A 24902-nucleotide genomic window follows, 5' to 3' on the forward strand; every position below is an offset into this window, starting at 1 on the left:
CGGGATCGGCCGCGAACCAGATAGAATGGCCCCATGGCACAATTTGTCACCCCTCCCATCCTGCTGACCGGCATGTCCGGCGGCGGGCTCAGCTCGGCGGCCAAGGTCTTAGAAGACAAGGGCTATTTCGTCGCGCACAACCTGCCCCCGGTGCTCATCGTGGAGCTGCTGGAGCTGTGCGCCCAGGACGACTCGCCCGTCGACAAGGTCGCCGTCGTCACCGACGTGCGCAGCCGGATGTTCCCCGGTTCCTTGCTGGAGACCTTCGACCAGCTGCGCGAGCGGGACATGCAGCCCACCGTGTTGTTCATGGATGCCCGGGACGACGTGCTGATCCGGCGTTTCGACTCCGTGCGGCGCACCCACCCGCTGCAGGGCGAGGACACGCTGAAGATTGGCATCCGGCGGGAGCGCGACGCCATCGCGAGCGTGCGCGCCCGCGCGGATATCATCCTGGACACCACGAACCTGTCGGTCCACGATCTGCGCCGCGCCATCGAGGCCTCCTTCGGGCCGCTGGGCAGCCAGAAGCAGCACGTCACCGTCGAGTCTTTCGGCTTCAAGCACGGCTCGCCGCGCGACGCGGACCTGGTCGTCGACGTGCGCTTCCTCCCGAACCCGTACTGGGTTCACGAGCTGCGGCCCTACCGCGGCACGGACGCGCCGGTGGCTGATTACGTGCTTTCCCAACCGAGCGCGGAAGAGTTCATCGATCGATTCATGGCGATGCTGGATTCCATGTTGGCGGGTTACCACCACGAGGGCAAGAACTTCATCACGGTCGGCGTCGGCTGCACCGGCGGGCACCACCGCTCCGTGGCCGTGGCCGAGGAGATCGCCCACCGGCTCGGCGAGAAGGGCAAGGTCGACGTGAGCGTCCTGCACAGAGATATCGAGCGGGACTAGAAAATACAGCCCGCCGCGGATAGCGAAAACTTAAAGGAACTGAATACACCCACAATGAACCGGGGCGAAAACGCCCGCAGAGTCGGTGGCCGACGGGCCGGATGGGGCGGGCACGGGCACGATCTGTGCCCAACCCGCTGCTAAGTCCCGTGTCCTGGGCCTTGAAGATTTTAGGCCCGGGGCAGCGGCCACCGGCGATGAGACCATAGAAAGGCGGCAGGGATCTTTTCCAATGTCTAATCCCTTCCACGTAGCCTGCCTGGGCGGCGGGCATGGCTTGTACCAAACTTTGCTCGCGGCGCAGGAGACCGGCGCCACGAAGGTGACCGCAATCGTGACCGTGGCCGACGACGGCGGCTCCTCCGGGCGCCTGCGCCGCGAGCTGGCGATCATCCCGCCGGGGGATCTGCGCATGGCGCTGGCGGCGCTGTCCGACGGCGAGGACGAGGGCCGCTTCTGGGCGACCACGCTCCAACACCGTTTCGGCGGGCACGGGGCGCTGGCCGGACATGCGCTAGGCAACCTGCTCATCGCGGGGCTGACGGAGATTTTGGGCGATAGCCAGGCCGCCCTCGACAAGGTCGCGGAGCTGACCGAGTCGCACGGCCGGGTCCTGCCGGTGGTCAACGAGCCGCTGGAAATCGAGGCCGAGGTCGCGGGCCTCGACGAGGACCCGCGCGTGGTGCGCTCGGTCCGCGGCCAGGTGGCCGTCGCCTCGACGCCGGGCCAGGTCCGCCGCGTGCGGATCATCCCCGAGGACGCAAAGGTCAACGACTTGGTGTTGGAAGCCATCGGCCAGGCCGACCTCATCACGCTGGGGCCGGGCTCGTGGTTTTCCTCCGTGCTGCCGCACGTGGTCATCCCGCGCCTGATGGAGGCCATCAGCGCCGCCGATGCCCTGCGCGTGGTGGTGCTCAACCTGTCCGCGGAGCCGGGGGAGACCCAAGGCTTTTCCGCGGAGCGCCACCTCCACGTCCTGGCTCAGCACGCCCCGGGCCTGCGGATCGACAAGATCTTGGTGGAGGAGAAGATCCTCACCGCGCCCAGCGAGCGGGAGTACCTGCAGCGCGCGGCCCGCGCCCTAGGCGCCACGGTCGAATATGCGGATCTCTGCCGGCTGGACGATAATGGGCAGCCCACCAGCGTCCACGATCCGGATAAGCTGTCCGCTGCGCTTTCCCGGATGCATTCCGCTTTCCTCGAGGCCGGGCGCTAGAATAGGCAGTCTGTTTTAATATTTTTTCATCTCTATTTCGATTACCTGACGACAACCGGTGTGGTGCTGCGGGCCGGAAGCTGGCACCGCAGGATAGAAAGGGCAGGAAGGCATAAAAGATGACTCTTACCGACGCGGTGAAAAAAGAGTTAACGGCGGTGCACGCCACCCGCACTAGCGCGCGGGCAGCAGAGCTGGCGGCCATCTTGCGTTTCGCCGGCGAGCTGACCGTCTCAGGCAGCTCCATGATGTACGAGGTGCAGCTGCCCGACCAGGACACGGCCGACCGGGTCATCGCGGCCCTAGACGAGCTTTACGGGATCAAGGTGGGAAGCCACGTGGTGGGCCCGACCGCCGCCCAGGCCCACAAGCGGGCCCGCATCCACATCCGCATCACCGACGGCACCCCCGACCTGGTCCGCCGCTTGGGGCTTATCACCCGCTCCGGGCACCCGGTAGTGGGCCTGCCGCCGCAGGTGATTTCCGGCTCCATCGCCGACAACGAGGCCGCGTGGCGCGGGGCCTTCCTCGCCGCCGGCTCCCTCACCGAGCCGGGGCGGTCCTCCTCGCTCGAGGTCCTTTGCCCGTGCCAGGAGGCCGCCCTGGCCCTGGTGGGCTGCGCCCGGCGCCTGGGGCTGTCCGTCAAGACCAAGGAGACCCGCGGCGCCGACCGCGTGGTCGTGCGCGACGGCGACGCCATCGGCGCGCTGCTGACCCGCATGGGCGCCCAGGTCACCCGCCTGAAGTGGGAGAAGAAGCGCCTCCGCAACGAGGTGCGCATGAGCGGGGAGCGCCTGCAGAACTTCGACGACGCCAACCTGCGCCGCTCGGCCCGCGCGGCAGTTACGGCGGCCGCCCGCGTGGAACGCGCCATGGAGATCCTGGGCGACGACGTGCCGGAGCACCTGGCGGATGCCGGCCAGCTGCGCGTGCAGCACCGCGAAGCCTCGCTGGAGGAGCTCGGCCGCCTGGCCGATCCGCCGATGACTAAGGACGCGGTGGCCGGCCGTATCCGCCGCCTGCTGTCCATGGCGGACAAGCGGGCCGAGGAGCTGGGCATCCCGTCGACGAGCGAAGCGGTCACCGAGGACCTCTTCGACGCGGACGGCGCCGGGCACGGCGAGCACCAGGACGACGGCGAGAACTAGCCCGCCGCAGAGCGACCAGGGGAGTGGTCTAACCCGCCCCGCCCGTGGTCCTGTGCCCAGAATCACGTCCGCTATCTTTCCTTCGCGGGTATGCAGGCCCAATCGGGCACCGCGCGTCTACCTGCGGTTATGGGCGCTATTTTGTGGCCGTGTCCAGGAATATTAGTCACTGAATGTGGGAATATGTCTGGTTTTGTTGATTTGCTTTCCGTAACCCGTGCGCGCTAGCGCGAGCGTCGGTAGTATCGGACTTGTTGGAAGTTGTCGAGGAAAAGCCAAACTACCTCACGTAGCCCTCGGTGAGTTCCACCAGACGTAAAACCTTACGTACATCCAATTTTCTAGGAGAACATCAAGTGACTATCCGCGTAGGCATCAACGGCTTCGGGCGCATTGGCCGCAACTTCTTCCGCGCAGTCGTCGAAGGCGAGCACGACTTGGAGATCGTCGCGGTCAACGACCTGACCGACAACCAGACCCTGGCAAACCTGCTGAAGTACGACTCCGTCCTGGGACGCTTCCCGGGCGAAATCACCTACGACGACGAGTCCATCACCGTCGATGGCAAGCGCGTGGTCGTCACCGAGGAGAAGGATCCGAAGGATCTCAACTGGGGCGAGCACGGCGTGGACATCGTCATCGAATCCACCGGCAAGTTCCGCACCGGCGAGAGCGCCCGCGCTCACATTGAGTCCGGCGCCAAGAAGGTCATCATCTCCGCCCCGGGCAAGGAGGTCGACGCCACCTTCGTCTACGGCGTCAACTCCGAGGAGTACGACCCGGCTAACCACCACATCATCTCCGCTGCGTCCTGCACCACCAACTGCCTGGCTCCGATGGCCAAGGTGCTGGACGAGAAGTTCGGTATCGAAAACGGCCTGATGACCACCATCCACGCCTACACCGGTGACCAGCGCCTGCAGGACGCTCCGCACAAGGACCTGCGCCGCGCTCGCGCCGCTGCCGTCAACATGGTTCCGACCTCCACCGGCGCTGCCAAGGCCGTGGCTAAGGTCCTGCCGAACCTGGAGGGCAAGCTGGACGGCTACGCCATGCGCGTGCCGATCATCACCGGCTCCGCTACCGACCTGACCTTCACCGCCTCCCGCGACGTCACCGTCGAGGAAGTCAACGCCGCCATCAAGGCAGCCTCCACCGGCGAGTTCGCTGACGTCCTGGGCTACACCGAGGATCCGCTGGTCTCCACTGACATCGTCACCGACGGCCACGGCTGCATCTTCGACTCCGGTATGACCAAGGTCTCCAACGGCAACCTGGTTAAGGTTCTCGGCTGGTACGACAACGAGTGGGGCTACACCGCCCAGCTGCTGCGCCTGACCGACCAGGTGGCAGCCAACCTCTAAGAAACAGTTTCTCTAAGAACTAGTTTCTGTGACACCGACCCAGCGCAGGCCCAGCCCAACTCACGGCGCCGCCCGCGTTGGGTCGGTATTGTTTTAGGTGCATCAACTTTCGCCAAAGGAGTAGAAAAACTATGGCTTTCAAGACGCTAGACGAACTGCTGTCCGAGGGCGTGGAGTCCCGCCACGTGCTCGTGCGCTCCGACTTCAACGTCCCCCTGGATGACGAGGGCAATATCACGGACCCGGGCCGTATTACCGCTTCGCTGTCGACCATCCGCGCGCTGGTCGACGGCGGCGCCAAGGTCATCCTGACCGCCCACCTGGGCCGCCCGAAGGGCGAGGTTAACCCGAAGTACTCCCTGGCTCCGGTCGCGGAAGCCCTGTCCGAGGCCCTGGGCCAGTACGTCGCCCTGGCCGGCGATGTCTGCGGCGAGGACGCGCACGAGCGCGCCAACGGCCTGAACGACGGCGACGTCGTCCTGCTGGAAAACGTCCGCTTCGACCCGCGCGAGACCTCCAAGGACGAGGCCGAGCGCGAGGCCTTCGCCGGCGAGCTGGCCGCCCTGGCCGCCGACAACGGCGCTTTCGTCTCCGACGGCTTCGGCGTGGTCCACCGCGCCCAGGCGTCGGTCTACGATGTCGCCAAGAAGCTGCCGGCCTACGCCGGCAAGCTGGTCCAGAAGGAGCTGGATGTGCTCTCCACCGTGGCGAAGGAGCCGGAGCACCCCTACGTCGTCGTCTTGGGCGGCGCGAAGGTCTCCGACAAGCTCGGCGTCATCGAAGCGCTGGCCGGCAAGGCCGACAAGATCATCATCGGCGGCGGTATGTGCTACACCCTGCTGGCGGCCAAGGGCTACAACGTCCAGAAGTCCCTGCTGCAGGAGGACCAGATCGATAACTGCCGCGACCTGCTCGAGCGCTTCGGCGACAAGATCGTCCTGCCGGTCGACCTGGTCTCCGCCACCGAGTTCGCTGCCGACGCCGAGCACGAGACCACCTCGGTCTCCGAGATCCCGGAGGGCTGGATGTCCCTGGACATCGGCCCGAAGACCGTCCAGGAGTTCGCCTCCGTGCTGGCCGAGTCCAAGACCGTGTTCTGGAACGGCCCGATGGGCGTTTTCGAGATGGAGGCTTTTTCCCGCGGCACCGCCGGCGTGGCCCAGGCCATCATCGACGCCACCAAGGCCAACGGCTCCTTCACCGTGGTCGGCGGCGGCGACTCCGCCGCCTCCGTGCGGGCGCTGGGCCTGGACGAGGACGGCTTCAGCCACATCTCCACCGGCGGCGGCGCCTCCCTGGAGTTCCTGGAAGGCAAGGAGCTGCCGGGCGTTTCCGTCCTCGAAGCCTAGCTCTCGCACGCACCGCGTAACTGCGCGGACAGCCTACGTTTACACCCTAAGAAAGGACCACCACGTCATGGCACGTAAACCGCTCATTGCGGGCAACTGGAAGATGAACCTCGACCACATCGAGGCCATCGGTTCGGTGCAGAAATTCGCCTTCTCCCTGCCGAAGGAATACTACGAGAAGGCGGACGTGGCCTTCCTCGTGCCGTTCACGGATCTGCGCACCATCCAGACCCTGGTCGACGGGGATAACCTGAAGATCACCTACGGCGCGCAGGATGTCTCCCGCCATGAATCCGGCGCTTTCACCGGTGAGGTCTCCGCCCACATGCTGGCCAAGCTGGGCGCCAGCTGGGCCATCGTCGGCCACTCGGAGCGGCGGCAGTACCACTACGAGACGGACGAGACGGTGGCGCAGAAGTCCGCGGCGGCCCTGAGCCAGGGCATTAGCCCGATCGTCTGCGTGGGCGAGCCGCTGGACGTGCGCGAGGCCGGTACCCACGTGGACTACGTGGTCAACCAGACGCGCAACTCGCTGGCCGGCCTGGACAAGGAGCAGCTGGCAAAGGTTGTCGTGGCCTACGAGCCGGTCTGGGCTATCGGCACCGGTAAGGTCGCCTCCGCCGCCGACGCGCAGGAAGTCTGCGCCGCCATCCGCGGCGTCCTCGGCGAGCTGGCCGGTCAGGAGACCGCGCAGCAGATGCGCATCCTCTACGGCGGCAGCATGAAGGTCGATTCCGCGGCCGAGCTGGTCAGCCAGCCGGACGTGGACGGCGGCTTGGTCGGCGGCGCCTCCCTGGTGGGCGAGGACTTCGCCAAGCTGGTGGCCAACGCCGCCAACGCCGTCCAGTAGCAGCCGCGTCCGCCCCGGCACCGAGGATCTCTGGTGCCGGGGTTTTGGCGGGGCGCTACTACTGCCGTAATGGCAGGTGGTGTAGACTAGCCGGAGTACTTCAAGCGCTGGAGCGTGGCGCGCGCGTTGCGTGCTCCCGCTGACCGGCGCGCGGACCTTTCGGCCTTATCGAGAAGCAAGGAATTTTAATGACCCTGACATTGCAGATCATTCTGGTTATCGCAGCAGTCTTGATGTCTGTGTTCGTCCTGCTCCACAAGGGCAAGGGCGGCGGCCTGTCGAGCCTGTTCGGCGGCGGGGTGCAGTCCAACCTGTCCGGTTCGACCGTCGTGGAAAAGAACCTGGACCGCGTGACCATCGTGATGGTCATCATCTGGCTCGGCTGCGTGATCGGCCTGAACCTGATCACCGCTTTCAGCTAAACCGTCCAACGCGGCGTGTGCCGCCGCGTTAGCTAACCGCCGAAAACCAACACCGCCTAGCTGGTCAAACCAGCTAGGCGGTGTTTGCGTATTTTAGTGTCTATTGTGTCCTCTCGGTGCCGCGTGGGTGGGGCGGCCCGGGACTAGCCTCGGGCGGCGTCGTTGGCCAGGTAGAGGCGGGTAGCCGCCGCGCCCTGGGCGCCCGCGGCCGGCCAGTCGAGGGCGTCTGCGCCGTCGATGACGTGCTGGGCGGCCTCGGCCTTTTCCTCGCCGCTAACTAGCAGCCAGACCTGCTCGGCGCGGCGGACCGCCGGCAGGGTCAGGCTGGCGCGCTCGGCCGGCGGCTTGGGGGAATCCGTCACCGCCACCACGAGGCGTTCTTCCTCGCGGACCGCCGGGGTGTGGGGAAACAGCGAGTTGATATGGCCCTCGCCGCCCATCCCCAGAAGGTGCAGATCGAAACCGCGCGGGGCGAACTCGTCCAGCACCGCGGCGTAGTCCGCGGCGGCCTGCTCGAGGTCCGCCGCGCCCAGGCCGTAGCCGTGGACGTGTGAATCCGGGATGCCGACGTGGTCGAGCAGGGCAGCGCGCGCCTGCCCCTCGTTGGACTCGGGATCGTCCACGGCCACGTTGCGCTCGTCGCCGAAGAAGACGTGCACGCGGGACCAATCCACCTGCAGGGCCGGGAAATCCTCACCCTGGGCCTGGGCGGCGTCGGCAAAACGGCGCAGCTGCTCGAGCATGCCGATGCCCGCGCTGCCGCCGGTGAGCACCACCCGGGCGACCCCGTCGCCGTGGCGGCCGCCGCCGGGTGCCTGGCAGGCGGCGATCAGATCGATGAAGTCGAGTGCGGCCTGCTCGGTGAGGGCGGCCTTGTCCTTGACGCGGCGAATATCGACCATGTGGGAGTGCCTTTCTGATTAGACGTAGCTTACGCGCGGCAGGGCGCGCAGAGCGTTGGCGAAAATCTGATCGGTGTCCAAGTGGCGCAGTTCCTCGGCGAGCACCTCGGCCTGGGAGCGCACGCTGAGCGCCACCAGCGAGGTGGGCGAGTTCGGCACGGCCAGCTCGACGCTGCCGTGGTCGACGACCGTGAGGCTGATGTCGCCGGAATCGCGGTGGAAGATGAGCTTGGAGATAGGGAAGTGGTGGTGCAGGCTCGGGTCGTCCGCGGCGCGGCGCACCGCCACGCCCAGGCGATCGGCCAGCCAGCCGGCGGCCAGGTCCACGGCCGGGTGCGACTTGGGACCGGAGATGGTCACCGATCCGACCGGTTCGTGCGGCAGGCGGTCCAGGGCGGAGGCGACGATGCCGCGCCACAGGGTGATCATCGCCCAGGACATGTCGGAATCACCCGGCTGGTAGTCGTCGGAGAGCTGCTGGAGCATTTGCGGGGTCGGGCCCTCGGAATGGGCGATATCGGTGATGCGGCGCTGGGCCAGGCTGCCGATGGGGGCTTCCGCCGGCGAATCCGGGTAACGGGTAGGCCACCACGCCACAATCGGCGTGTCGGGCAGCAGCAGCGGGGTGACGACGGCCTCGGCCTGGTGGGCGAGCTCGCCGTGCAGGCGCATAATCACGATCTCGGAGGCACCGGCCTCGCCGCCGACGCGCAGCTCCGCGTCCAGGCTGGTGTCGGCTTCCGGGTCCTCGGAGATGACGACCAGCACGCGGGCCGGGTGCTCGTGGGAGGCATCCCGGATGGAGTCGAGGATGACGTTGATGTCATCGCCCTGGTACGCGGAGACAATCAGGGTCAGCACGCGGCCGGTGGTCAGCGTGTAGTGCTCTTGGGCCTCGACCAGCTTCTTGGAGATGTCGCGCGTGGTGGTATCTGGCAAGGGGATAATCATGGCAAATCTCTCTTTTCGCTCGAGCTCTTAAGGGCGGCGCCAGGAGTGGCCCCGGCGGCGCAGCATCTTGTCGGCGGACTCCGGGCCCCAGGTCCCGGCCGGGTATTCGTCCGGCTGGCCGGCCTCGGCCCAGTAATCGAGGATCGGGTCCAGGATCGCCCAGGACAGCTCGACTTCCTCGTTGGTGGGGAAGAGCGAGGACTCGTCCAGCAGGGCGTCGAGGATGAGCCGCTCGTAGGCCTCCGGGGATTCCTCGGTGAAGGCCTCGGCGTAGGCGAAGTCCATGTTCACGTCGCGGACCTCCATGGTCGAGCCCGGCACCTTGGAACCGAAACGCATGGTCACGCCCTCGTCCGGCTGGACGCGGATAACCACGGCGTTCTGGCCCAGAGCGTCGGCCTGGCCGTTTTGGAAGGGCTGGTGCGGGGCGTGCTTGAAGACCAAGGCAATCTCGGTCACGCGGCGCCCCAGGCGCTTGCCGGTGCGCAGGTAGAACGGCACGCCGCCCCAGCGGCGGGAGTTGACCTCCAGCGTGCAGGCCGCGTAGGTCTCCGTCGTCGACTCCGGATCGAAGCCGTCCTCCTCGCGCAGGCCCTTGACGTATTCCGAGCCCTGCCAGCCGGCGGTGTACTGGCCGCGGGCGGTGGTCTTGTTCAGCGGGTGCACCGGCGTCGTGGCGCGCAGCACCTTCGTCTTTTCGGCCTGCAGGGCCTCCGGCTCGAAGGAGGAAGGCTCCTCCATGGCCACCAGCGCCAGCAGCTGCAGCAGGTGGTTCTGGATGACGTCGCGGGCTGCGCCGATGCCGTCGTAGTAGCCGGCGCGCCCGCCCAAGCCGATGTCCTCGGCCATGGTGATCTGCACGTGGTCGATGTAGTGGGCGTTCCACATCGGCTCGAAGATCTGGTTGGCAAAGCGCAGCGCCATGATGTTCTGCACCGTCTCCTTGCCCAGGTAGTGGTCGATGCGGAAGACCGACTGCTCCGGGAAGACCGCGTTGACGACCTCGTTGAGCTCCCGGGCCGACTTCTGGTCGTGGCCGAAGGGCTTTTCGATGATGACGCGGCGCCACGTGTTGTCGGAGCTGTTAGCCATGCCGACGCGCTCGAGCTGGTGGCAGATGCTAGAGAAAAACTCCGGCGGGACGGACAGGTAATAGGCCCAGTTTCCACCGGTACCGCGGGCGGTATCCAGCTCGCTCAGGCGGGCCGAGAGCTTGTCAAAGCCGGCGTCGTCGAAACCGCCCGTGACGAACTCGACGCCCTGAGCCAGGTACTGCCAGACGTGCTCGCGGAACTCGGTGCGGGCCCCGGCCTGGACGGCCTTGAGGACGTAGTCGGCGAACGCCTGCTTGTCCCAGTCGCGGCGGCCGTAGCCGACCAGGGTGAAGCCGGCCGGCAGGAGGCCGCGGTTGGCCAAGTCGTAGATGGCCGGCAGGAGCTTTTTCCGTGCCAGATCGCCGGTAACGCCGAAGATAACCATGCCGGAGGGGCTAGCAATGCGGGGTAGGCGTTTGTCTCTTTCATCCCTTAACGGGTTGTCCCAGGAACTGGGGTCTGACACGGGAAATCCTTTCGCCGGAGATTAAGAAGACAATATTTATTTTAAGGTTGCGGTTACCCATTGTAGCGAGGAGCGCACCGCCGGTTTACTTCGGCGGTGCGCTGCGAATCGCGGCCTGAGGGAGGGACACAACGCCCACCTTCAGGCGGACGGAGGAGCGGCCCTAGAGCTTCGCGGACATGGTCTCGAGCAGCTCGTTCCAGGAGGCCACGAACTTGTCGACGCCCTCCTGCTCGAGTTGCTCGTAGACCTCCTCGAGGGAAACCAGCTGGGCCGCGCGCCCGCAGGTGCTGTTGGCGGTCTCCAGCATGCCGGTCAGGGCATCGCCCAGGCGCACGTCCGCGTCCAGGAACGCGTCCAGGGTGGCCTCCGGCATGGTGTTGACGGTCTCCGGGCCGGCCAGCTCGGTTACGTACAGGGTGGCGGGGTACTCTGGGTTCTTCACGCCGGTAGAAGCCCACAGCGGGCGCTGGAAGTTCGCGCCGGCCGGCAGCGGATCCGGGGCGAGCAGCCGCTCCGGGTGGAGGAAGGCGGACTCGAAGAAGCCGTAGCAGAGATTGGCTTCGGCCAGGCCGACCTGGCCGCGCAGCTTGAGCGCCTCAGGTGTGCCGATTTCCTCCAGGCGCTTGTCGACCTCGGTGTCGATGCGGGAGATGAAGATGGAGGCGACCGAGAAGATCTTGGTCACGTCCAAGCCGGCGGCCTCCGCGCGGCGGATGCCCTCCTTGTAGCGGTCAACGACCTTGACGTAGCGCTTCAGGGAGAAGATCAGGGTCACGTTGACGCAAATGCCTTCCGCCAGCGCGTCCTCGATGGCCTGCAGCGAGCCGTCGGTCGCCGGGATCTTAATCATCGCGTTGGGGCGATCGACTTTCTTCCACAGGTCGCGGGCCTGGTTCAAGGTGGCCTCGGCGTCGTCGGAGATGCGCGGGTCGACCTCGATGGACACGCGGCCGTCCTCGCCGTTGCTGTCGACGAAGACGTCGTGCAGCTCGTCGCAGGCGGCGCGCACGTCGTCGATGGCCAGGCTGTAGACGGCCTCGTCCACGGCCGCGCCCTGCTCCTTGAGCTTAGCGATGTCGGCATCGTAGGCCGTGCCCTGGGACATGGCCTTGGCGAAGATGGTCGGGTTGGTGGTCACCCCGACCACGCTCTTGGTGTCGATGAGTTCGCGGAGGTTGCCGGACTGCAGACGCTGGCGGGACAGATCATCCAGCCACGTCGAGGTGCCCATCTGGGCGAGCTTGTCAACGTTGTTCATGTGCGTTCTCCTTAAGGAAAATCTCGGGTTAGGTAGCTCGGTCGGGCGGGTGAAAAAACTACGCGCGGGCGGCGGCCAGGGACTCCTGGGCAGCCTCGACGACGGCCTGGGCGGTGAAGCCGAACTTCTTGAAGAGCTCCTCCGCCGGGGCGGAGGCGCCGTAGTGCTCGAGGGAGATGTTGCGGCCGAAGGTGCCGGTGTACTTGTGCCACGGCTGGGCCACCGCGGCCTCGACGGACACGCGGGCCCGGACCTTGGCCGGCAGCACCTGCTCGCGGTACTCGGCGTCCTGCTCCTCGAACCACTCGAGGCACGGGGCGGAGACCACGCGGGTGGGCACGGACTGCTCCTCGAGCACCTTGGCGGCCTCGACGGCGTACTGGACCTCGGAGCCGGTGGCAATCAGGATGACCTCAGGCTCGCCGCCGGTGGCCTCGACCAGGGTGTAGGCGCCGCGGCGCACGCCCTCGGCGGCCTTTTCCGCGGTGCCGTCCAGGATGGGCAGGTTCTGGCGGGTCAGCGACAGGCCCTTCGGGGCGGCCGGGCGCTCCAGGGCGGCGGTCCAGGCCTGGGCGGTCTCGTTGGCGTCCGCCGGGCGGATCACCGCCAGGTTCGGCACCGCGCGCAGGGCGGCCAGGGTCTCGACCGGCTGGTGGGTCGGGCCATCCTCGCCCAGGCCGATGGAGTCGTGGGTCCAGACGTAGTAGGTATCCGTGGACATCAGGGCGCCCAGGCGGATGGCCGGGAACTGGTACTCGGAGAAGATCAGGAAGGTGCCGCCGTAGACGCGCGTGTTGCCGTGCAGGGCGATGCCGTTCATGATCGCCGACATCGCGTGCTCGCGGATGCCGAAGTGAAGGTTGCGGCCGTAGGGCTGGGCGGACCAAGCGTCGGTGGTGATGGTGGTCGGGCCGAAGGAATCCGCGCCCTTAATCACGGTGTTGTTGGAACCGGCCAGGTCGGCCGAGCCGCCCCACATCTCCGGCAGGGCAGCGGCCAGCGCCTGGATGGTCGCCTCCGAGGCCTTGCGGGTAGCCAGCGGCTTGTCCTCGGTGGACCAGGTCGGCAGTTCGGCCGCGAAGTCCTCCGGCAGCTGGCGGGCCTGCATCCGGTCGAAGAGCTGCTTGGCCTCCGGGTTCTTTTCCGCCCAGGCGTCGAAGCGCTGCTGCCAGTCCGCGTGGGCCTGCGCGCCGCGCTCGACCAGCCCGCGGGTGTGCTCGAGCACGTCGGCGTCGATGTGGAAGGTCTCCTGCGGGTCGAAGCCCAGGATCTCCTTGGTGGCGGCGACTTCCTCGTCGCCCAGGGCGGCGCCGTGGGCGCCACCGGTGTTCATCTTGTTCGGCGCCGGGTAGCCGATGACGGTCTTGATGCGGATGAAGGAGGGCTTGTCGGTGACCTTCTGGGCTTCGCGCGCCGCCTTCTCGATGGCCACGACGTCCTCGCCGGACTCGACGGTCTGGACGTGCCAGCCGTAAGCCTCGTAGCGGGCGACGACGTCCTCGTTGAAGGCGATGTTGGTGTCGTCCTCGATGGAGATGCGGTTGTCGTCCCAGAAGACGATCAGGTTGCCCAGCTGCTGCGTGCCCGCCAGGGAAGAGGCCTCGGAGGTCACGCCCTCCTGCAGGTCGCCGTCGGAAGCGATGACGTAGACGAAGTGATCGAAGGGGGACTCGCCAGCCGGTGCCTCCGGGTCGAACAGACCGCGCTCCTTGCGAGCGGCCATGGCCATGCCCACCGAGGACGCCAGACCCTGGCCCAGCGGGCCGGTGGTGATTTCCACACCGTCGGTGTGGTGGACCTCCGGGTGGCCCGGGGTGCGCGAGCCCCAGGTGCGCAGGGCCTTCAGATCGTCCATCTCCAGGCCGAAACCGCCCAGGAAGAGCTGGATGTACTGGGTAAGCGAAGAGTGGCCCACGGACAAAACGAAGCGGTCGCGGCCGGCCCAGTCCTTATCCTGCGGATCGTGGTTGAGGATCCGCTGGTACAGCGTGTAGGCCAGCGGCGCGAGCGACATCGCGGTACCCGGGTGCCCAGAACCACAGTTCTGCACGGCGTCGGCGGCCAGCACGCGGATGGTATCGACTGCCCGGGTGTCCCGGTCGGTCCAATCCTCGGGGTAGCGGCGCTCGGTCATGGCCTGCAGCTCAGGCGACAAGGTAATTTCCGACACGGTAAATGGTCCTTACTAGCTCGGTGTTTTCGACATAGAAAAATTCCTCCCTCAGTCTAGTGAACTTTGCGGCCCCAAGGGAGCACCTCCGGGCGCAACTACCGAAGCCGGGGGAGAATTGTCCGGCGGACACACCAGCCGGCCCGGCGGTGGGGCGCCCAACTCGCTCGGCCCGCATTCGTTCTGAGCTGGGGCCGAGCAGCGACCGGCCGTCGCCAACTCAGGCGCCAGCCGGGCCGTACTGGGCCGGTGTCGAGGTGTCTCGACACGGCAGCGGAGAGAATTTAAGGTTTATCAGCCAAACGTTGTAGGCTGGCAGGGATAGGAAAGGCTGGGGCTGGACCAGCGCGCACTTTTTCGCGGCGCGCCTAGTCCGACTAAAGCCCCGTAGGAGCCTTCCCACCCGCCGGCGTTGTGAAGTTGGTAACGAATCACGGCGTGCGCGGAACTATCGCCCGCGAAGGGGCGACCACTTAACTGCGGCCTTTAGCGGCCGCCTTTTGACCACCAACCCGCTCGTGCCCAGGACGCTGGAGGATGATTCCTTGGAGACCATCAAGGCCTATATTGCGCTGACTAAACCGAGGATCATTGAGCTCCTCCTCGTCGCAGCAATTCCGGCGATGCTCCAGGCGCAGCGCGGTCTCGAGGCCGTCAGCGACAATATCTGGCTCATCCTCTCCACCCTCTTCGGCGGCTGGATGGGCGCGGCGGCCGCCCACACGTTCAACAACGTGGTCGACTACGACCTCGACCAGAAGATGCAGCGCACCCGCGCCCGCCCGCTGGTCCGCGCCAAGATCAGCAAGCGCAACGCCGCCATCTTCGCCTGGATCATGCTGGCGCTGTCCATCTTCTGGCTCGGGGTCATGGCCAACTCCTGGCTGGCCGCCTTCTTCGTCATCCTGACGAACTTGTTCTACGTCTTCGTCTACACGAAGTTTTTGAAGATGCGCAACGCCCAGAACATCGTTTGGGGCGGGCTGGCCGGCTGCATGCCGGCGATGGTCGGCTGGGCGGTCATCAAGGACAACGCCCCGGCCGGCGAGCCGGGCCAGTGGTGGCAGGCCATCGTGCTCTTCCTCATCATCTTCTTCTGGACCCCGCCGCACACCTGGGCGCTGGCCATGAAGTACAAGGAAGACTACCGCCGCGCCGGCGTCCCGATGCTGCCCGTGGTGGCCTCCGATCAGGAGGTGACCCGCCAGATCGTCTGGTACACCATCGGCACCGTCATCGTGTCCTGGCTCATCGTCCCGGCCACCTCCTGGATCTACCTGGTGGTCGCAGTGCTCTCCGGTGCGGCTTTCCTGTGGATGGCCATCCGCCTGCACCAGGGCGTCAAGGGCGGCCAGACGGTCAAGCCCATGCGCTTGTTCATCTACTCGAACAACTACCTGTCCGTGCTCTTTATCGGCCTGTCTATCGACGCCATCCTGGGCTGGCAGACCGTCGGCGAGGCTCTCGGCTTCTAATAGGCCCGCCGAACCGGCTTAACGCATAAGAAAACCCAGCCCGCCTCACCTCCCGTGGATAACTCCACGGGGCGGTAGGCGGGCTGGGTTTTAGGCGCTTAGGGTGCTAGGCGCGGGGGTTCAAGACGATGGAGCCGGTGGTCTTGCGGGCCTGCAGATCGCGGTGGGCCTGCTCGGCCTGCTCGAGCGGGTACTCGTTGCTCACGCGCAGGGTGAGGTGGCCGCTGCGAATCATCTCGACGACGGCCTGGGAGCGCTTCTGGAACTCGGCATCGGTAGCCGTGTAGGCGGCCAGCGACGGGCGGGTCAGGAAGATCGCGCCGTGGGTGTTGAGCACCTGGGGATCGATGGGGTCGACCGGGCCGGAGGCCGCGCCGAACAGGCAGACGGTGCCGCGCGGGCGGACGACCTCGAGGGACTCCTGGAAGGTGGCCTGGCCGACGCCGTCGTAGACCACGTCGACGCCCTGGCCGCCGTTGAAACGGCGGACCTGCTCGGCCAGCACGTCGGAGTAGCGGAAGACCTGGTCCGCGCCCGCCTCGTAGGCCAGCTGCTCCTTCTCGTCGGAGGAGACCACGGAGTAGACCGTGGCGCCTAGGTACTTGGCCATCTGGGTGGCCAGCAGGCCCACGCCGCCGGCGCCGGCGGTAATCAGGCAGGTGGAGCCTTCCTCCAGCTGGTAGACGCCGTGGGTGAGGTAGTGCGCCGTCATGCCCTGCAGCATCATGGAGGCGGCGATATTCAGCGGGAAATCGTCCGGTACCTGGGCCATGCGGTTGCGGTCCACGCAGACCTGCTCGGCGTAGGAGCCGAAGGCGTGGTGCCAGGCCACCAGGGTGCCCTCGGCGATCTCGGCGCGCGGATCGTGGCTGACGCGGCCGACGCCTTCCAGGCCGAGGATGAACGGGACGTTGGCGTTGTAGATGCCCTCGCGGTAGTAGGTGTCGATATAGTTAACCCCCGCCCGCTCGACATCCACGAGAACCTCGTTGTCGCTGGGGACGGGGGCATCCACGGACACGTACTCCAGTACTTCCGGGCCGCCGGTGCGCTTTACTTGAATAGCATGCATACACCCACGTTAACTGTTTTTAGCGCGCGGCGAGGGCAGCTTGGCGATCCGCGTAGTGCTTATCACCCTCGATCGAGCCCGTTTTGAGGCCCTCGGTGCCGCCGGTGCGGACGAAGCCGTAGGCATACAGAGCCGCGGTCAGGGCGGTGACGAGGGAGGACATCCCGATGTGCACCGGGATGGTCCAGCGGGGGATGCCCAGGCGGAACTGGATGACACCGATGGCCCACTGAATCAAAATAGCGACCACCAGGTACCAGCCGATGTTGCGCGGGCGGGCCGCGACCCGGTTGCGGTAGAGCAGGATGATGACGACCAGGGTCAGGGCTAGGTAGACGTACATGCACATCGCGTGGACCACGGCCATGGACTCGGTGTCTAGGTGGAGGCGGCCCAGCATGCCTTCCTCGGCGTCGCCCGCGTGCCGGCCCGAGCCGGTGACGAAGGTGCCGGTAATCAGCACGACGGCCAGGGCGGCCGCGGCGACGGCGGCCAGGTTGCGGATGGTACGCGGGAAGGCCTGGGTCGGGGTGCCGTCATCCGGCTGGCGCAGGCGGGTATACAGCAGCGCGGCGATCCAGACCAGGACCATCGACGGCAGGAAGTGCATGGCCACCGCCCACCACTTCAGCTTCAGGAAGACCGACAGGGCGCCGATAAGCGCCTGGACGAAGATGCCGGCGACCGAAATCCAGGCGTAGACCTTGAGCTCCTTGCGGCGGCGCGCGCGGTGCATGGCGAAGGCCGCGGCTAGGGCGGCGGCCAGCACCACGAAGGTCAGCAGGCGGTTACCGAACTCGATGAACTGGTGGATCAGCGGGGCCGTGCCCTCCAGCGGCACCAGCGAACCGGGGTGGCAATTGGGCCACGTCACGCAGCCCAGCCCGGAGCCGGTCACGCGGACGATGGAACCGGAGACCGTGATGCCGCCCTGGCACAGCAGCAGGATGAACGCGATGATGCGCTGCTGGCGCAGGCTGGGCACGCCGTTCCGGACGAAATTGCCCAGGCGGGAAAAGAACCCGGGGCGGGTATCGCCCGAGGCGGGGGAAGCAGAGGTTGTCACGTTGTCACTCACGGTCATTAGGGTACTCCGTTTGGGGGTCGAACTAAAAAGAAAAGTAGGGGTCAAGCTGGGTTTTTAGAAATAACTCACACTTAGCCCTCGAATCGGAACCATTTGGCCGCCGCCAACGACGCCGCGCCTGCCCAGACGGCCAAGACCAGCATCTGCACCCAGGGTAGGTGACCGGCGAACGCGTCGGCCAGTCCGCCCGCCAGTGCCACCGTGGGCACCACGTTGAGGAGCCCGTTCGAGCCGAGCCCCTGGCTGTACATCGCCCAGCCGACGACGCCCAGCAGCAGGAACCAGATGAGGTTGGCCAGCGCCAGGACGATCTCGGACGACAGCGTCCCGCCCAGGATGAGGCCGAGTGCGGTGAAGGTCGCCACGCCGAACAGCAGGATGATCAGGGCGAGCAGCACGCCCACCCAGCTGGCCCTAAAGCCCAGGGCCACGGCGATGACTCCCAGGACGATCACCTGGACGGTGACCATGGAGAGCACCGCCATGATCTTGCCGGTCACGATAGTCCAGGCGGGCACGCCGGAGGCGCCGGTGCGCTTGAGGGCGCCGTAGCGGCGGTCGAAGGCCAGGGAGATGGCCTGGCCAGTAAAGCCCGCGCTGGTGGCGGCTACGGCCAGCACCATCGGGAAGATCTGGTCGAGGTGAATCTCGTCCGCCAGCAACGGCATCCGGGCCGCGCCGAAGAGCAGCAGCGCCGGGATGATGATGCTGAGCAGCAGCTGCTCGCCGTGGCGGAGCATGAGCTTGGATTCGATGAGACCCTGGGCCCAGGCTAGTTTGGCTGCCGATGCCCGCTGCGGTGCCGGGCGGAAGGTGCCCGGCGGGAAGTCCGCAGCGCGCCCGACAGCCCGGGCGGAATCAGCAGGTGTGGTGGGTGTATCCATGGCTTTTCCCCTTAACTGCGTAGTTCGCGGCCGGTGAGATCGAGGAAGACATCCTCGAGGTTGCGGTGGGCGGTGTCGATGCGGTGGGCGAGGACCCCCTGGTTGGCCAGCGCCTGGGTCAGCCGGGCGAGCAGCTCCGGCGTGCCGGCGGCGTGGACGCGGTAGTGCAGGGGGCGGACCAGATCGAGCCCGATGCCGCAGTCGCGGGCAAAGCGATCCAGGTCGATGGCCTCGTCCGTGGACACCGTTACCTGCGGGTTAGCGGTGCGCGTCATCAACTCGCTAGGCGTGCCCTCCGCTATCAGCTCGCCGCGGTCGATAATCGCGATATAGTCCGCCAGGGCTTCGGCCTCGTCCATGAGGTGGGTGGTCAGCACGATGGTGGTGCCGTCGCGCTTGAGGGCATCGATGAGCCGCCAGACCGCCAGCCGGGATTGCGCGTCCATGCCGGCGGTCGGCTCGTCGAGGAAGACCAGCTCGGGCCGGGAGATAATCGCCAGCGCCAGGGAGAGGCGTTGTTTCTGGCCGCCGGAGAGTCGCCGGTAGGTGTTGCGGGCCACGCCCTCGAGGCCGAGCAGCTCCATCAGCCAGTCCGGGTCGTGGGGGTTCTGGTTGTAGCTGGCGGCCAGGTGCAGCATCTCGCGCACGCGGATGCCGGAATAGGAGCCGCCTCCCTGGAGCATGATGCCGATCCGGGCGCGCACCTGGTCAGCCTGGGACGTGGGATCCAGGCCGAGGACCCGGATGGACCCGGAGGTCGGGGCGATGAAGCCCTCGCACATTTCAATGGTGGTGGTCTTGCCGGCGCCGTTGGGGCCGAGCAGGCAGAGCATCTGCCCGCGGGGAACCCGCAGGTCGAGCCCGTTGACGGCGGGCTTGCCGCTGTAGGTCTTGTGCACCCCGCGGAGCTCTAAAGCTAAAGATCCATCGAAAGTTTTAGTCACACCGCTCTACCTTAGGAGATCAACCCGCGATCGGCGTAATAGCACCCACCAGATTCCGCCGACTATGACGAACATTACCGCCGCGGCGAGGTAGATGAGCAGGATGGTCATCGGCGGCAGGCCCAGGCCGCGGGGCAGGACGAAGAAGCTGACGATGGCCGAGTAGCCGACCACCGCGGCGCGGAAGACCAAGCGGTTGGCCCACGCAGCCAGGGGAAAGACCGCCCACAGGATGTACCAGGGGTGGACCACCGGGAAGAAGACGACCAGCACCAGCGTGGAGACCCCGAGCCCGCCGACGGGGTGGATGGAGCCGCGGAAGGTGGCGAAAAGCATGCGCACCATGAACACCCCGGCGACCAGGACGCCCAGGGTGCGGGTGACCGAGAGGATGGCGTCGGTGTGATCGCCGAGCCCCAGCTGCATGCCGATAAAGCCAGCGCCCACGCCCACGGAGGTGGTCGCCGACATCCAGGACCGGATGGTGGCCGCGCCGCCCTGGCCGGTGATCCAGCCCAGGCCGATGCCTGTGAGCACAGTGACCACGGCGATGGTCGCAATGAGCAGGGCCAGGTGGAGCGCGGCCGAGCAGGCGATGGCCCGCAGCGGGCTGGCACCCCGGTGGCGGACCAGCGTGCGCGCCAGGGTCATGCCCACGAACCCCAGGGCGATAAAGCCGGTGACCTTGACCATGCCGGCGCAGGAGATGAGCGCGACGGACACGGCCAGGTAGCCGGCGATCGCGCGCCCGGCGGGGCTATTAAGCCGCGCGCCAGCCGGGAGATCCGCCACTCGGTCGGCGGCGCGCAGGCCGAATTCGACGCCGAGAAGGATGAGCCCCAGCATGATCGACTCGTTGTGGATGCCGCCGATGAGGTGGAGCACCGTCAGCGGGTTGAGGATCCCCAACCACAGGGCCGTGGCCACCTTGACCCGGCAGCGCAGCGCCAGCCGGGTCAGCGCCCAGCCGGCCGCGCCCACGCCGAGGATGGACAGCAGGCGGTGGGCGATAACGCCCAGGAGGATGGAGTCCTGGGTCAGCCAGCTGACCGCGCCCGCCAGCCCCAGGGCGACCGGCCCGTACGGGGAGGGCGAGTTGGCCCAGATGAACGGCACCGACCGGGCGAGCTCGTTTTCCGGGCCCAGCAGCTGGACCGGGCCTGCGGAATAGGGGTCCAGGCCGGCGACGACGATGGAGCCGTTCGCCAAGTAGGAATAGATGTCCTGGGTGAACAGGGGAGCGGTCAGGATAAGCGGGATGACCCAGCCGGCGAAGGTGCGCCAGATAAGGTGCGGGGCCACGGCCGGGTGTTGCCGCTGTGCCCGGCGCAGGGGCGCGCCCACGTAAGGCGCCATCAGCACCCAGGCGAGCACCAAGAGGGCCACTCCCAGAAAGACCAGGGCGGAGGCGGTCTGGAGCATGCGGGACATCAAGGAGCCGAAGGGGACGTTGTCGTAGGGGTTGCCCACCACGGGCACCGCACCCGCGCCCAGGCCGCCGAAGGCGATGAGGAGCGCGCCGACGGTGCCCATCCACCGCAGAACGAAAAAGCCGCGCAGATGGTTGACGGAATATCGCCCCCGACTACCCCCCGCGGGATCGACCGGCAGGAGGTCGAAGCGGGAGCCTCTTTCGCCGCCTGCAGTGCGCTCGGCGCGGGCCTCCGGCTCGTCGCTGGTGTGCAGCAACGCCGACCGAGAACCGGCCGTGCCCAGGCGGGGTAGCGCGGATCTCAGGGATCGGAGACCGTCGGCGAAAATCTGTTTCATCGGCGTCTACTTTACGCACTCCACCCGTGGGGGCCCGCGGGCGGCACGCCGATAACCTGCGTTGGTGGCATTCGGGAATGAATTAGGGAACACTAGTGTTGTCTAAAGTGTTAGCCCCGGTATCGAGGTGGCTGGCTCGGATACGACTTGTTAGGTGTGCACGGCCAGTGCGCAAGGAGGTGGAAGACATGACGAACAAGGCGCGAGCTGCCGCGGCGGCGAGCCCGGCAAAGGAGTCTCGCTCCACGGAGGGGGATACCCGCCGCCAAGTCATGCTTCTGCTGCTCAAGGACGGTCCGGTCACCGCTTCGTACCTGGGAAAGCGCCTGGGGCTTTCCGCCGCGGGCGTGCGACGCCATCTAGACATCCTGGTGGAAGAGGATTTGACGGAGGTGGTCCACCGTCGGCCGCACCCCAAGTACGGGGAACCGGCCGGGCGCGGGCGCCCCGCCAAACATTTCCGCCTCACCGACAAGGGGCGGGCCCAGTTCGGGCACGCCTACGACGAACTCGCCTCCGAAGCGCTGACCGCCCTTAGGGAAGTCGGCGGCTCTGCGGCCGTCAAGCAATTTGCGAAAGCTCGCATGGAGCGGTTGCTGGCGGACGTGGAACCCTTGGTCCAGGAGGGCGAATCCGTGGAAGAGATCGCGGCGGAGCTCGCCGCGGCCTTGGACGACCACGGCTACGCCGCCACCGTGACCAGCGCGGGTCAGGGAGTGCAGATTTGTCAGCACCATTGCCCCGTGGCTCACGTGGCAGCGGAGCACCCCGAGTTGTGTGAGGCGGAGCAGGAGGTCTTTTCCGCCCTGTTAGGCAAGCACGTGCAGCCTTTGGCCTCCATCGCGGACGGTCACGGTATCTGCACGACTAACATCCCCTTGACACCAATTTTTAAACAACGCAACTAATCTTCACACGCAGTGAGAAAGGAGCGGGTCATGACTCAGGCACAATCTGCGCCGGGTACCGAGGCCAAGATGACCGATGACGAGATCATCGAGTCCATCGGTGCGTACGAATATGGCTGGCACGACTCGGACGTGGCCGGTGCATCGGCACGACGTGGGCTGAGCGAGGAGGTCGTTCGCGACATCTCCCGCCAGAAGAACGAGCCCGAGTGGATGCTCAACCAGCGGCTCAAGGCCCTCAACATCTTCGAGAAGAAGCCGATTCCCACCTGGGGCGCGGATTTGTCCGGGATCGACTTCGACAACATCAAGTACTACGTCAAGTCGACCGAGGAGCAGGCCCAGACCTGGGACGATCTGCCCGCCGACATTAAGGAAACCTACGACAAGCTGGGTATCCCGGACGCCGAAAAGCAGCGTCTGGTGGCTGGCGTCGCCGCCCAGTACGAGTCCGAGGTCGTCTACCACCAGATCCGCGAGGATCTGGAGCGCCAGGGCGTTATCTTCGTCGACACCGACACTGCCCTGCGCGAGCACGAGGAGCTGTTCAAGGAATACTTCGGCACTGTCATCCCGGCCGGCGACAACAAGTTCTCCTCGCTGAACTCCGCCGTCTGGTCCGGTGGCTCCTTCATCTACGTTCCGCCGGGAGTCCACGTGGACATCCCGCTGCAGGCATATTTCCGCATCAACACGGAAAACATGGGGCAGTTCGAGCGCACGCTCATCATCGTCGATGAGGACGCTTACGCGCACTACGTCGAGGGCTGCACCGCGCCGATTTACAAGTCGGACTCCCTGCACTCCGCCGTCGTGGAGATTATCGTCAAGAAGGGCGGCCGTTGCCGCTACACGACCATCCAGAACTGGTCGAACAACGTCTACAACCTGGTGACCAAGCGCACCAAGTGTGAAGAGGGCGCGACCATGGAGTGGGTCGACGGCAACATCGGCTCCAAGGTGACCATGAAGTACCCAGCCGTCTGGCTGACCGGCGAGCACGCCCGCGGTGAGGTGCTCTCCGTCGCCTTCGCCGGCGAAGATCAGTTCCAGGACACCGGCGCGAAGATGACGCACATGGCGCCGCACACCTCCTCGAACATCGTGTCCAAGTCCGTGGCCCGCGCCGGCGGGCGCGCGGCCTACCGCGGCTTGGTTCAGGTCAACCAGAACGCGCACCACTCGACCTCCAACGTGGAGTGCGACGCCTTGCTGGTCGACAGCATCTCGCGTTCGGACACATACCCCTACAACGACATCCGCAACGACCACGTGACCTTGGGCCACGAGGCGACCGTCTCGCAGGTGTCGGAGGAGCAGTTGTTCTACCTGATGTCGCGCGGCATCGCGGAAGAAGAAGCAATGGCTATGATCGTGCGCGGTTTCGTTGAGCCTATCGCGAAGGAGCTCCCGATGGAGTACGCCCTCGAGCTCAACCGCCTCATCGAGCTACAGATGGAAGGATCGGTGGGCTAGTCCCGATGGTGAACTCAAACGAATTTTCTGCTCGTAAGAACCCGAACCAGGTCACCAAGGGTGATCTCTTCGGTTCCTTCGACGTGGCGGACTTCGACATCCCGAAGGGTCGCGACGAGGTGTGGCGCTTTATCTCCCTGCGCAACCTCCGCGGCCTGCACAACGGCGAGTTTGCTGAGGCCGTAGCCCAAGACGTGAAGGTCACCGGTCCGGACGAGGTCCGCACCGAGACGGTCGCTCCCACCGACGAGCGGCTGGGCCGGGCCGGCAAGCCCACCGACCGCGTGGCTGCCCAGGCATGGACCTCCATGCCGGAGGCCCAGGTCGTGACCATCGAGCCGGAGGCCCGGCTGGAGGATCCGACCATCGTGACGATCACCGGCCGCGGCGACGGCGTTACCAGCTTTGGCGCGACCTCTATCGAGGTCGGCCACCACGCCGAGGCGACCGTCGTGCTCAAGTACGAGGGCTCCGGCACCCACGCTGACAACGTCGAATTCGTCATCGGCGACGGCGCGCACGTCACCGTCATTGTCGACGCCGACTGGGAAAACGACGCCGTCCACCTGTCGCACCAGGCCATCAAGATGGGCCGCGACGCCACCCTGCGCCACAACTCCGCCATCTTCGGCGGCGAGATCGTGCGCATCGTCCCGCGCGTGACCTTCAGCGCCCCGGGCGCCGACGTCGAGCTGCTCGGCGTCTACTTCGCGGACTCCGGCCAGTACTTCGAAAACCGCATGCTGGTCGACCACTCCGTGCCGAACTGCCGCTCCCGCGTGCTCTACAAGGGCGCTCTGCAGGGCGACAAGAAGGCCGAGTCCCGCACCTGCTGGGTGGGCGACGTGCTCATCCGCGCCGACGCGCAGGGCACCGACACTTATGAGACGAACAACAACCTCATCCTGACCGACGGGGCGCGCGCCGACGCGATCCCGAACCTGGAGATCGAGACCGGCGAGATCACGGGCGCCGGCCACGCTGCGACCGTCGGCCGCTTCGATGACTTGGAGCTGTTCTACCTCATGTCCCGCGGTATCCCGGAGGCAGAAGCCCGCCGGCTCATCATCCGCGGCTTCTTCAACGAGGTCATCAACCGTATTCCGGTCGAGTCCCTGCGCGAAGAGCTGGAAAACCGTGTTTCTGACGAGCTAGCGAAGATCAACGCCTAGCGCCCCTGCTGAAAC

General features: G+C 66.4%; 21 protein-coding genes. 11 read left to right on the forward strand and 10 right to left on the reverse strand.

Going from position 1 to position 24902, the window contains the following annotated elements; all coding sequences use genetic code 11:
* Positions 1-33 precede the first annotated feature (33 nt).
* The 7 genes from rapZ to secG all read left to right on the forward strand — a co-directional run bounded on the left by rapZ (position 34) and on the right by secG (position 7255).
* On the forward strand, positions 34-906 hold the full coding sequence (gene rapZ, locus VVR85_RS02025) for an RNase adapter RapZ (RefSeq protein ID WP_368519287.1): 873 nt from the start codon (positions 34-36) through the stop codon (positions 904-906).
* A 232-nt stretch (positions 907-1138) separates the two neighbouring features.
* Positions 1139-2122, forward strand: coding sequence for a uridine diphosphate-N-acetylglucosamine-binding protein YvcK (gene yvcK, locus VVR85_RS02030; RefSeq protein WP_368519288.1), 984 nt, complete (start codon positions 1139-1141; stop codon positions 2120-2122).
* Between the two features lie 119 nt (positions 2123-2241).
* On the forward strand, positions 2242-3270 hold the full coding sequence (whiA, locus tag VVR85_RS02035) for a DNA-binding protein WhiA (protein ID WP_368519289.1): 1029 nt from the start codon (positions 2242-2244) through the stop codon (positions 3268-3270).
* A gap of 356 nt (positions 3271-3626) precedes the next feature.
* Positions 3627-4634, forward strand: a complete 1008-nt coding sequence (gene gap / locus VVR85_RS02040; RefSeq protein ID WP_368519290.1) for a type I glyceraldehyde-3-phosphate dehydrogenase — start codon at positions 3627-3629, stop codon at positions 4632-4634.
* Between the two features lie 131 nt (positions 4635-4765).
* On the forward strand, positions 4766-5983 hold the full coding sequence (locus VVR85_RS02045) for a phosphoglycerate kinase (protein ID WP_368519291.1): 1218 nt from the start codon (positions 4766-4768) through the stop codon (positions 5981-5983).
* Between the two features lie 67 nt (positions 5984-6050).
* Positions 6051-6833, forward strand: coding sequence for a triose-phosphate isomerase (gene tpiA, locus VVR85_RS02050; protein ID WP_368519292.1), 783 nt, complete (start codon positions 6051-6053; stop codon positions 6831-6833).
* Positions 6834-7021: 188 nt separating this feature from the next.
* Positions 7022-7255 (forward strand): preprotein translocase subunit SecG, encoded by a 234-nt coding sequence (gene secG / locus VVR85_RS02055; protein WP_368519293.1) that lies wholly within the window; start codon positions 7022-7024, stop codon positions 7253-7255.
* A 143-nt stretch (positions 7256-7398) separates the two neighbouring features.
* Here the strand turns inward: secG and pgl are convergent, their stop codons facing one another.
* From pgl to tkt, 5 genes are all read right to left on the reverse strand, one after another.
* The gene (gene pgl / locus VVR85_RS02060; protein ID WP_368519294.1) at positions 7399-8157 is read right to left on the reverse strand and encodes a 6-phosphogluconolactonase; all 759 of its coding nucleotides are present in this window, start codon (positions 8155-8157) and stop codon (positions 7399-7401) included.
* A gap of 18 nt (positions 8158-8175) precedes the next feature.
* Positions 8176-9108, reverse strand: coding sequence for a glucose-6-phosphate dehydrogenase assembly protein OpcA (locus VVR85_RS02065; RefSeq protein ID WP_368519295.1), 933 nt, complete (start codon positions 9106-9108; stop codon positions 8176-8178).
* 27 nt (positions 9109-9135) lie between these two features.
* Positions 9136-10668, reverse strand: a complete 1533-nt coding sequence (gene zwf, locus VVR85_RS02070) for a glucose-6-phosphate dehydrogenase (RefSeq protein WP_368519296.1) — start codon at positions 10666-10668, stop codon at positions 9136-9138.
* Positions 10669-10831: 163 nt separating this feature from the next.
* Positions 10832-11929: a transaldolase gene (gene tal / locus VVR85_RS02075; RefSeq protein ID WP_368519297.1), complete on the reverse strand. Its 1098-nt coding sequence runs from the start codon at positions 11927-11929 to the stop codon at positions 10832-10834.
* Positions 11930-11987: 58 nt separating this feature from the next.
* The gene (tkt, locus tag VVR85_RS02080) at positions 11988-14063 is read right to left on the reverse strand and encodes a transketolase (RefSeq protein ID WP_368519427.1); all 2076 of its coding nucleotides are present in this window, start codon (positions 14061-14063) and stop codon (positions 11988-11990) included.
* Between the two features lie 581 nt (positions 14064-14644).
* Between tkt and VVR85_RS02085 the strand changes: the two genes are divergently transcribed.
* Positions 14645-15574 (forward strand): heme o synthase, encoded by a 930-nt coding sequence (locus tag VVR85_RS02085; protein ID WP_368519428.1) that lies wholly within the window; start codon positions 14645-14647, stop codon positions 15572-15574.
* Between the two features lie 106 nt (positions 15575-15680).
* Here VVR85_RS02085 and VVR85_RS02090 read toward each other — a convergent pair whose 3' ends face one another.
* The 5 genes from VVR85_RS02090 to mptB all read right to left on the reverse strand — a co-directional run bounded on the left by VVR85_RS02090 (position 15681) and on the right by mptB (position 21331).
* On the reverse strand, positions 15681-16646 hold the full coding sequence (locus VVR85_RS02090) for a quinone oxidoreductase (protein WP_368519298.1): 966 nt from the start codon (positions 16644-16646) through the stop codon (positions 15681-15683).
* Between the two features lie 19 nt (positions 16647-16665).
* Positions 16666-17730, reverse strand: coding sequence for a COX15/CtaA family protein (locus VVR85_RS02095; protein WP_409338157.1), 1065 nt, complete (start codon positions 17728-17730; stop codon positions 16666-16668).
* A 74-nt stretch (positions 17731-17804) separates the two neighbouring features.
* Entirely contained in the window at positions 17805-18617 is an 813-nt protein-coding gene (locus VVR85_RS02100; protein WP_368519299.1) for an ABC transporter permease, read from the reverse strand.
* Positions 18618-18628: 11 nt separating this feature from the next.
* On the reverse strand, positions 18629-19561 hold the full coding sequence (locus tag VVR85_RS02105; RefSeq protein WP_409338156.1) for an ABC transporter ATP-binding protein: 933 nt from the start codon (positions 19559-19561) through the stop codon (positions 18629-18631).
* A 6-nt stretch (positions 19562-19567) separates the two neighbouring features.
* Positions 19568-21331, reverse strand: a complete 1764-nt coding sequence (mptB, locus tag VVR85_RS02110; protein WP_368519301.1) for a polyprenol phosphomannose-dependent alpha 1,6 mannosyltransferase MptB — start codon at positions 21329-21331, stop codon at positions 19568-19570.
* A 188-nt stretch (positions 21332-21519) separates the two neighbouring features.
* Here mptB and VVR85_RS02115 point away from each other — a divergent pair, with 188 nt between their 5' ends.
* Genes VVR85_RS02115 through sufD form a run of 3 tightly spaced genes read left to right on the forward strand, consistent with a single transcriptional unit; the run spans position 21520 to position 24887 of the window.
* Positions 21520-22239 carry a helix-turn-helix transcriptional regulator gene (locus tag VVR85_RS02115; RefSeq protein WP_368519302.1) on the forward strand — a complete coding sequence of 240 codons (720 nt, stop codon included), beginning with the start codon at positions 21520-21522 and terminating at the stop codon, positions 22237-22239.
* Between the two features lie 30 nt (positions 22240-22269).
* Complete coding sequence (sufB, locus tag VVR85_RS02120) at positions 22270-23715, forward strand: Fe-S cluster assembly protein SufB (RefSeq protein WP_368519303.1); 1446 nt, start codon at positions 22270-22272, stop codon at positions 23713-23715.
* Between the two features lie 5 nt (positions 23716-23720).
* Positions 23721-24887: a Fe-S cluster assembly protein SufD gene (gene sufD / locus VVR85_RS02125; RefSeq protein ID WP_368519304.1), complete on the forward strand. Its 1167-nt coding sequence runs from the start codon at positions 23721-23723 to the stop codon at positions 24885-24887.
* The last annotated feature ends 15 nt before the right edge of the window (positions 24888-24902 follow it).

It is taken from the genome of Corynebacterium sp. LK2590 (assembly GCF_040946105.1).
GTDB lineage: Bacteria > Actinomycetota > Actinomycetes > Mycobacteriales > Mycobacteriaceae > Corynebacterium.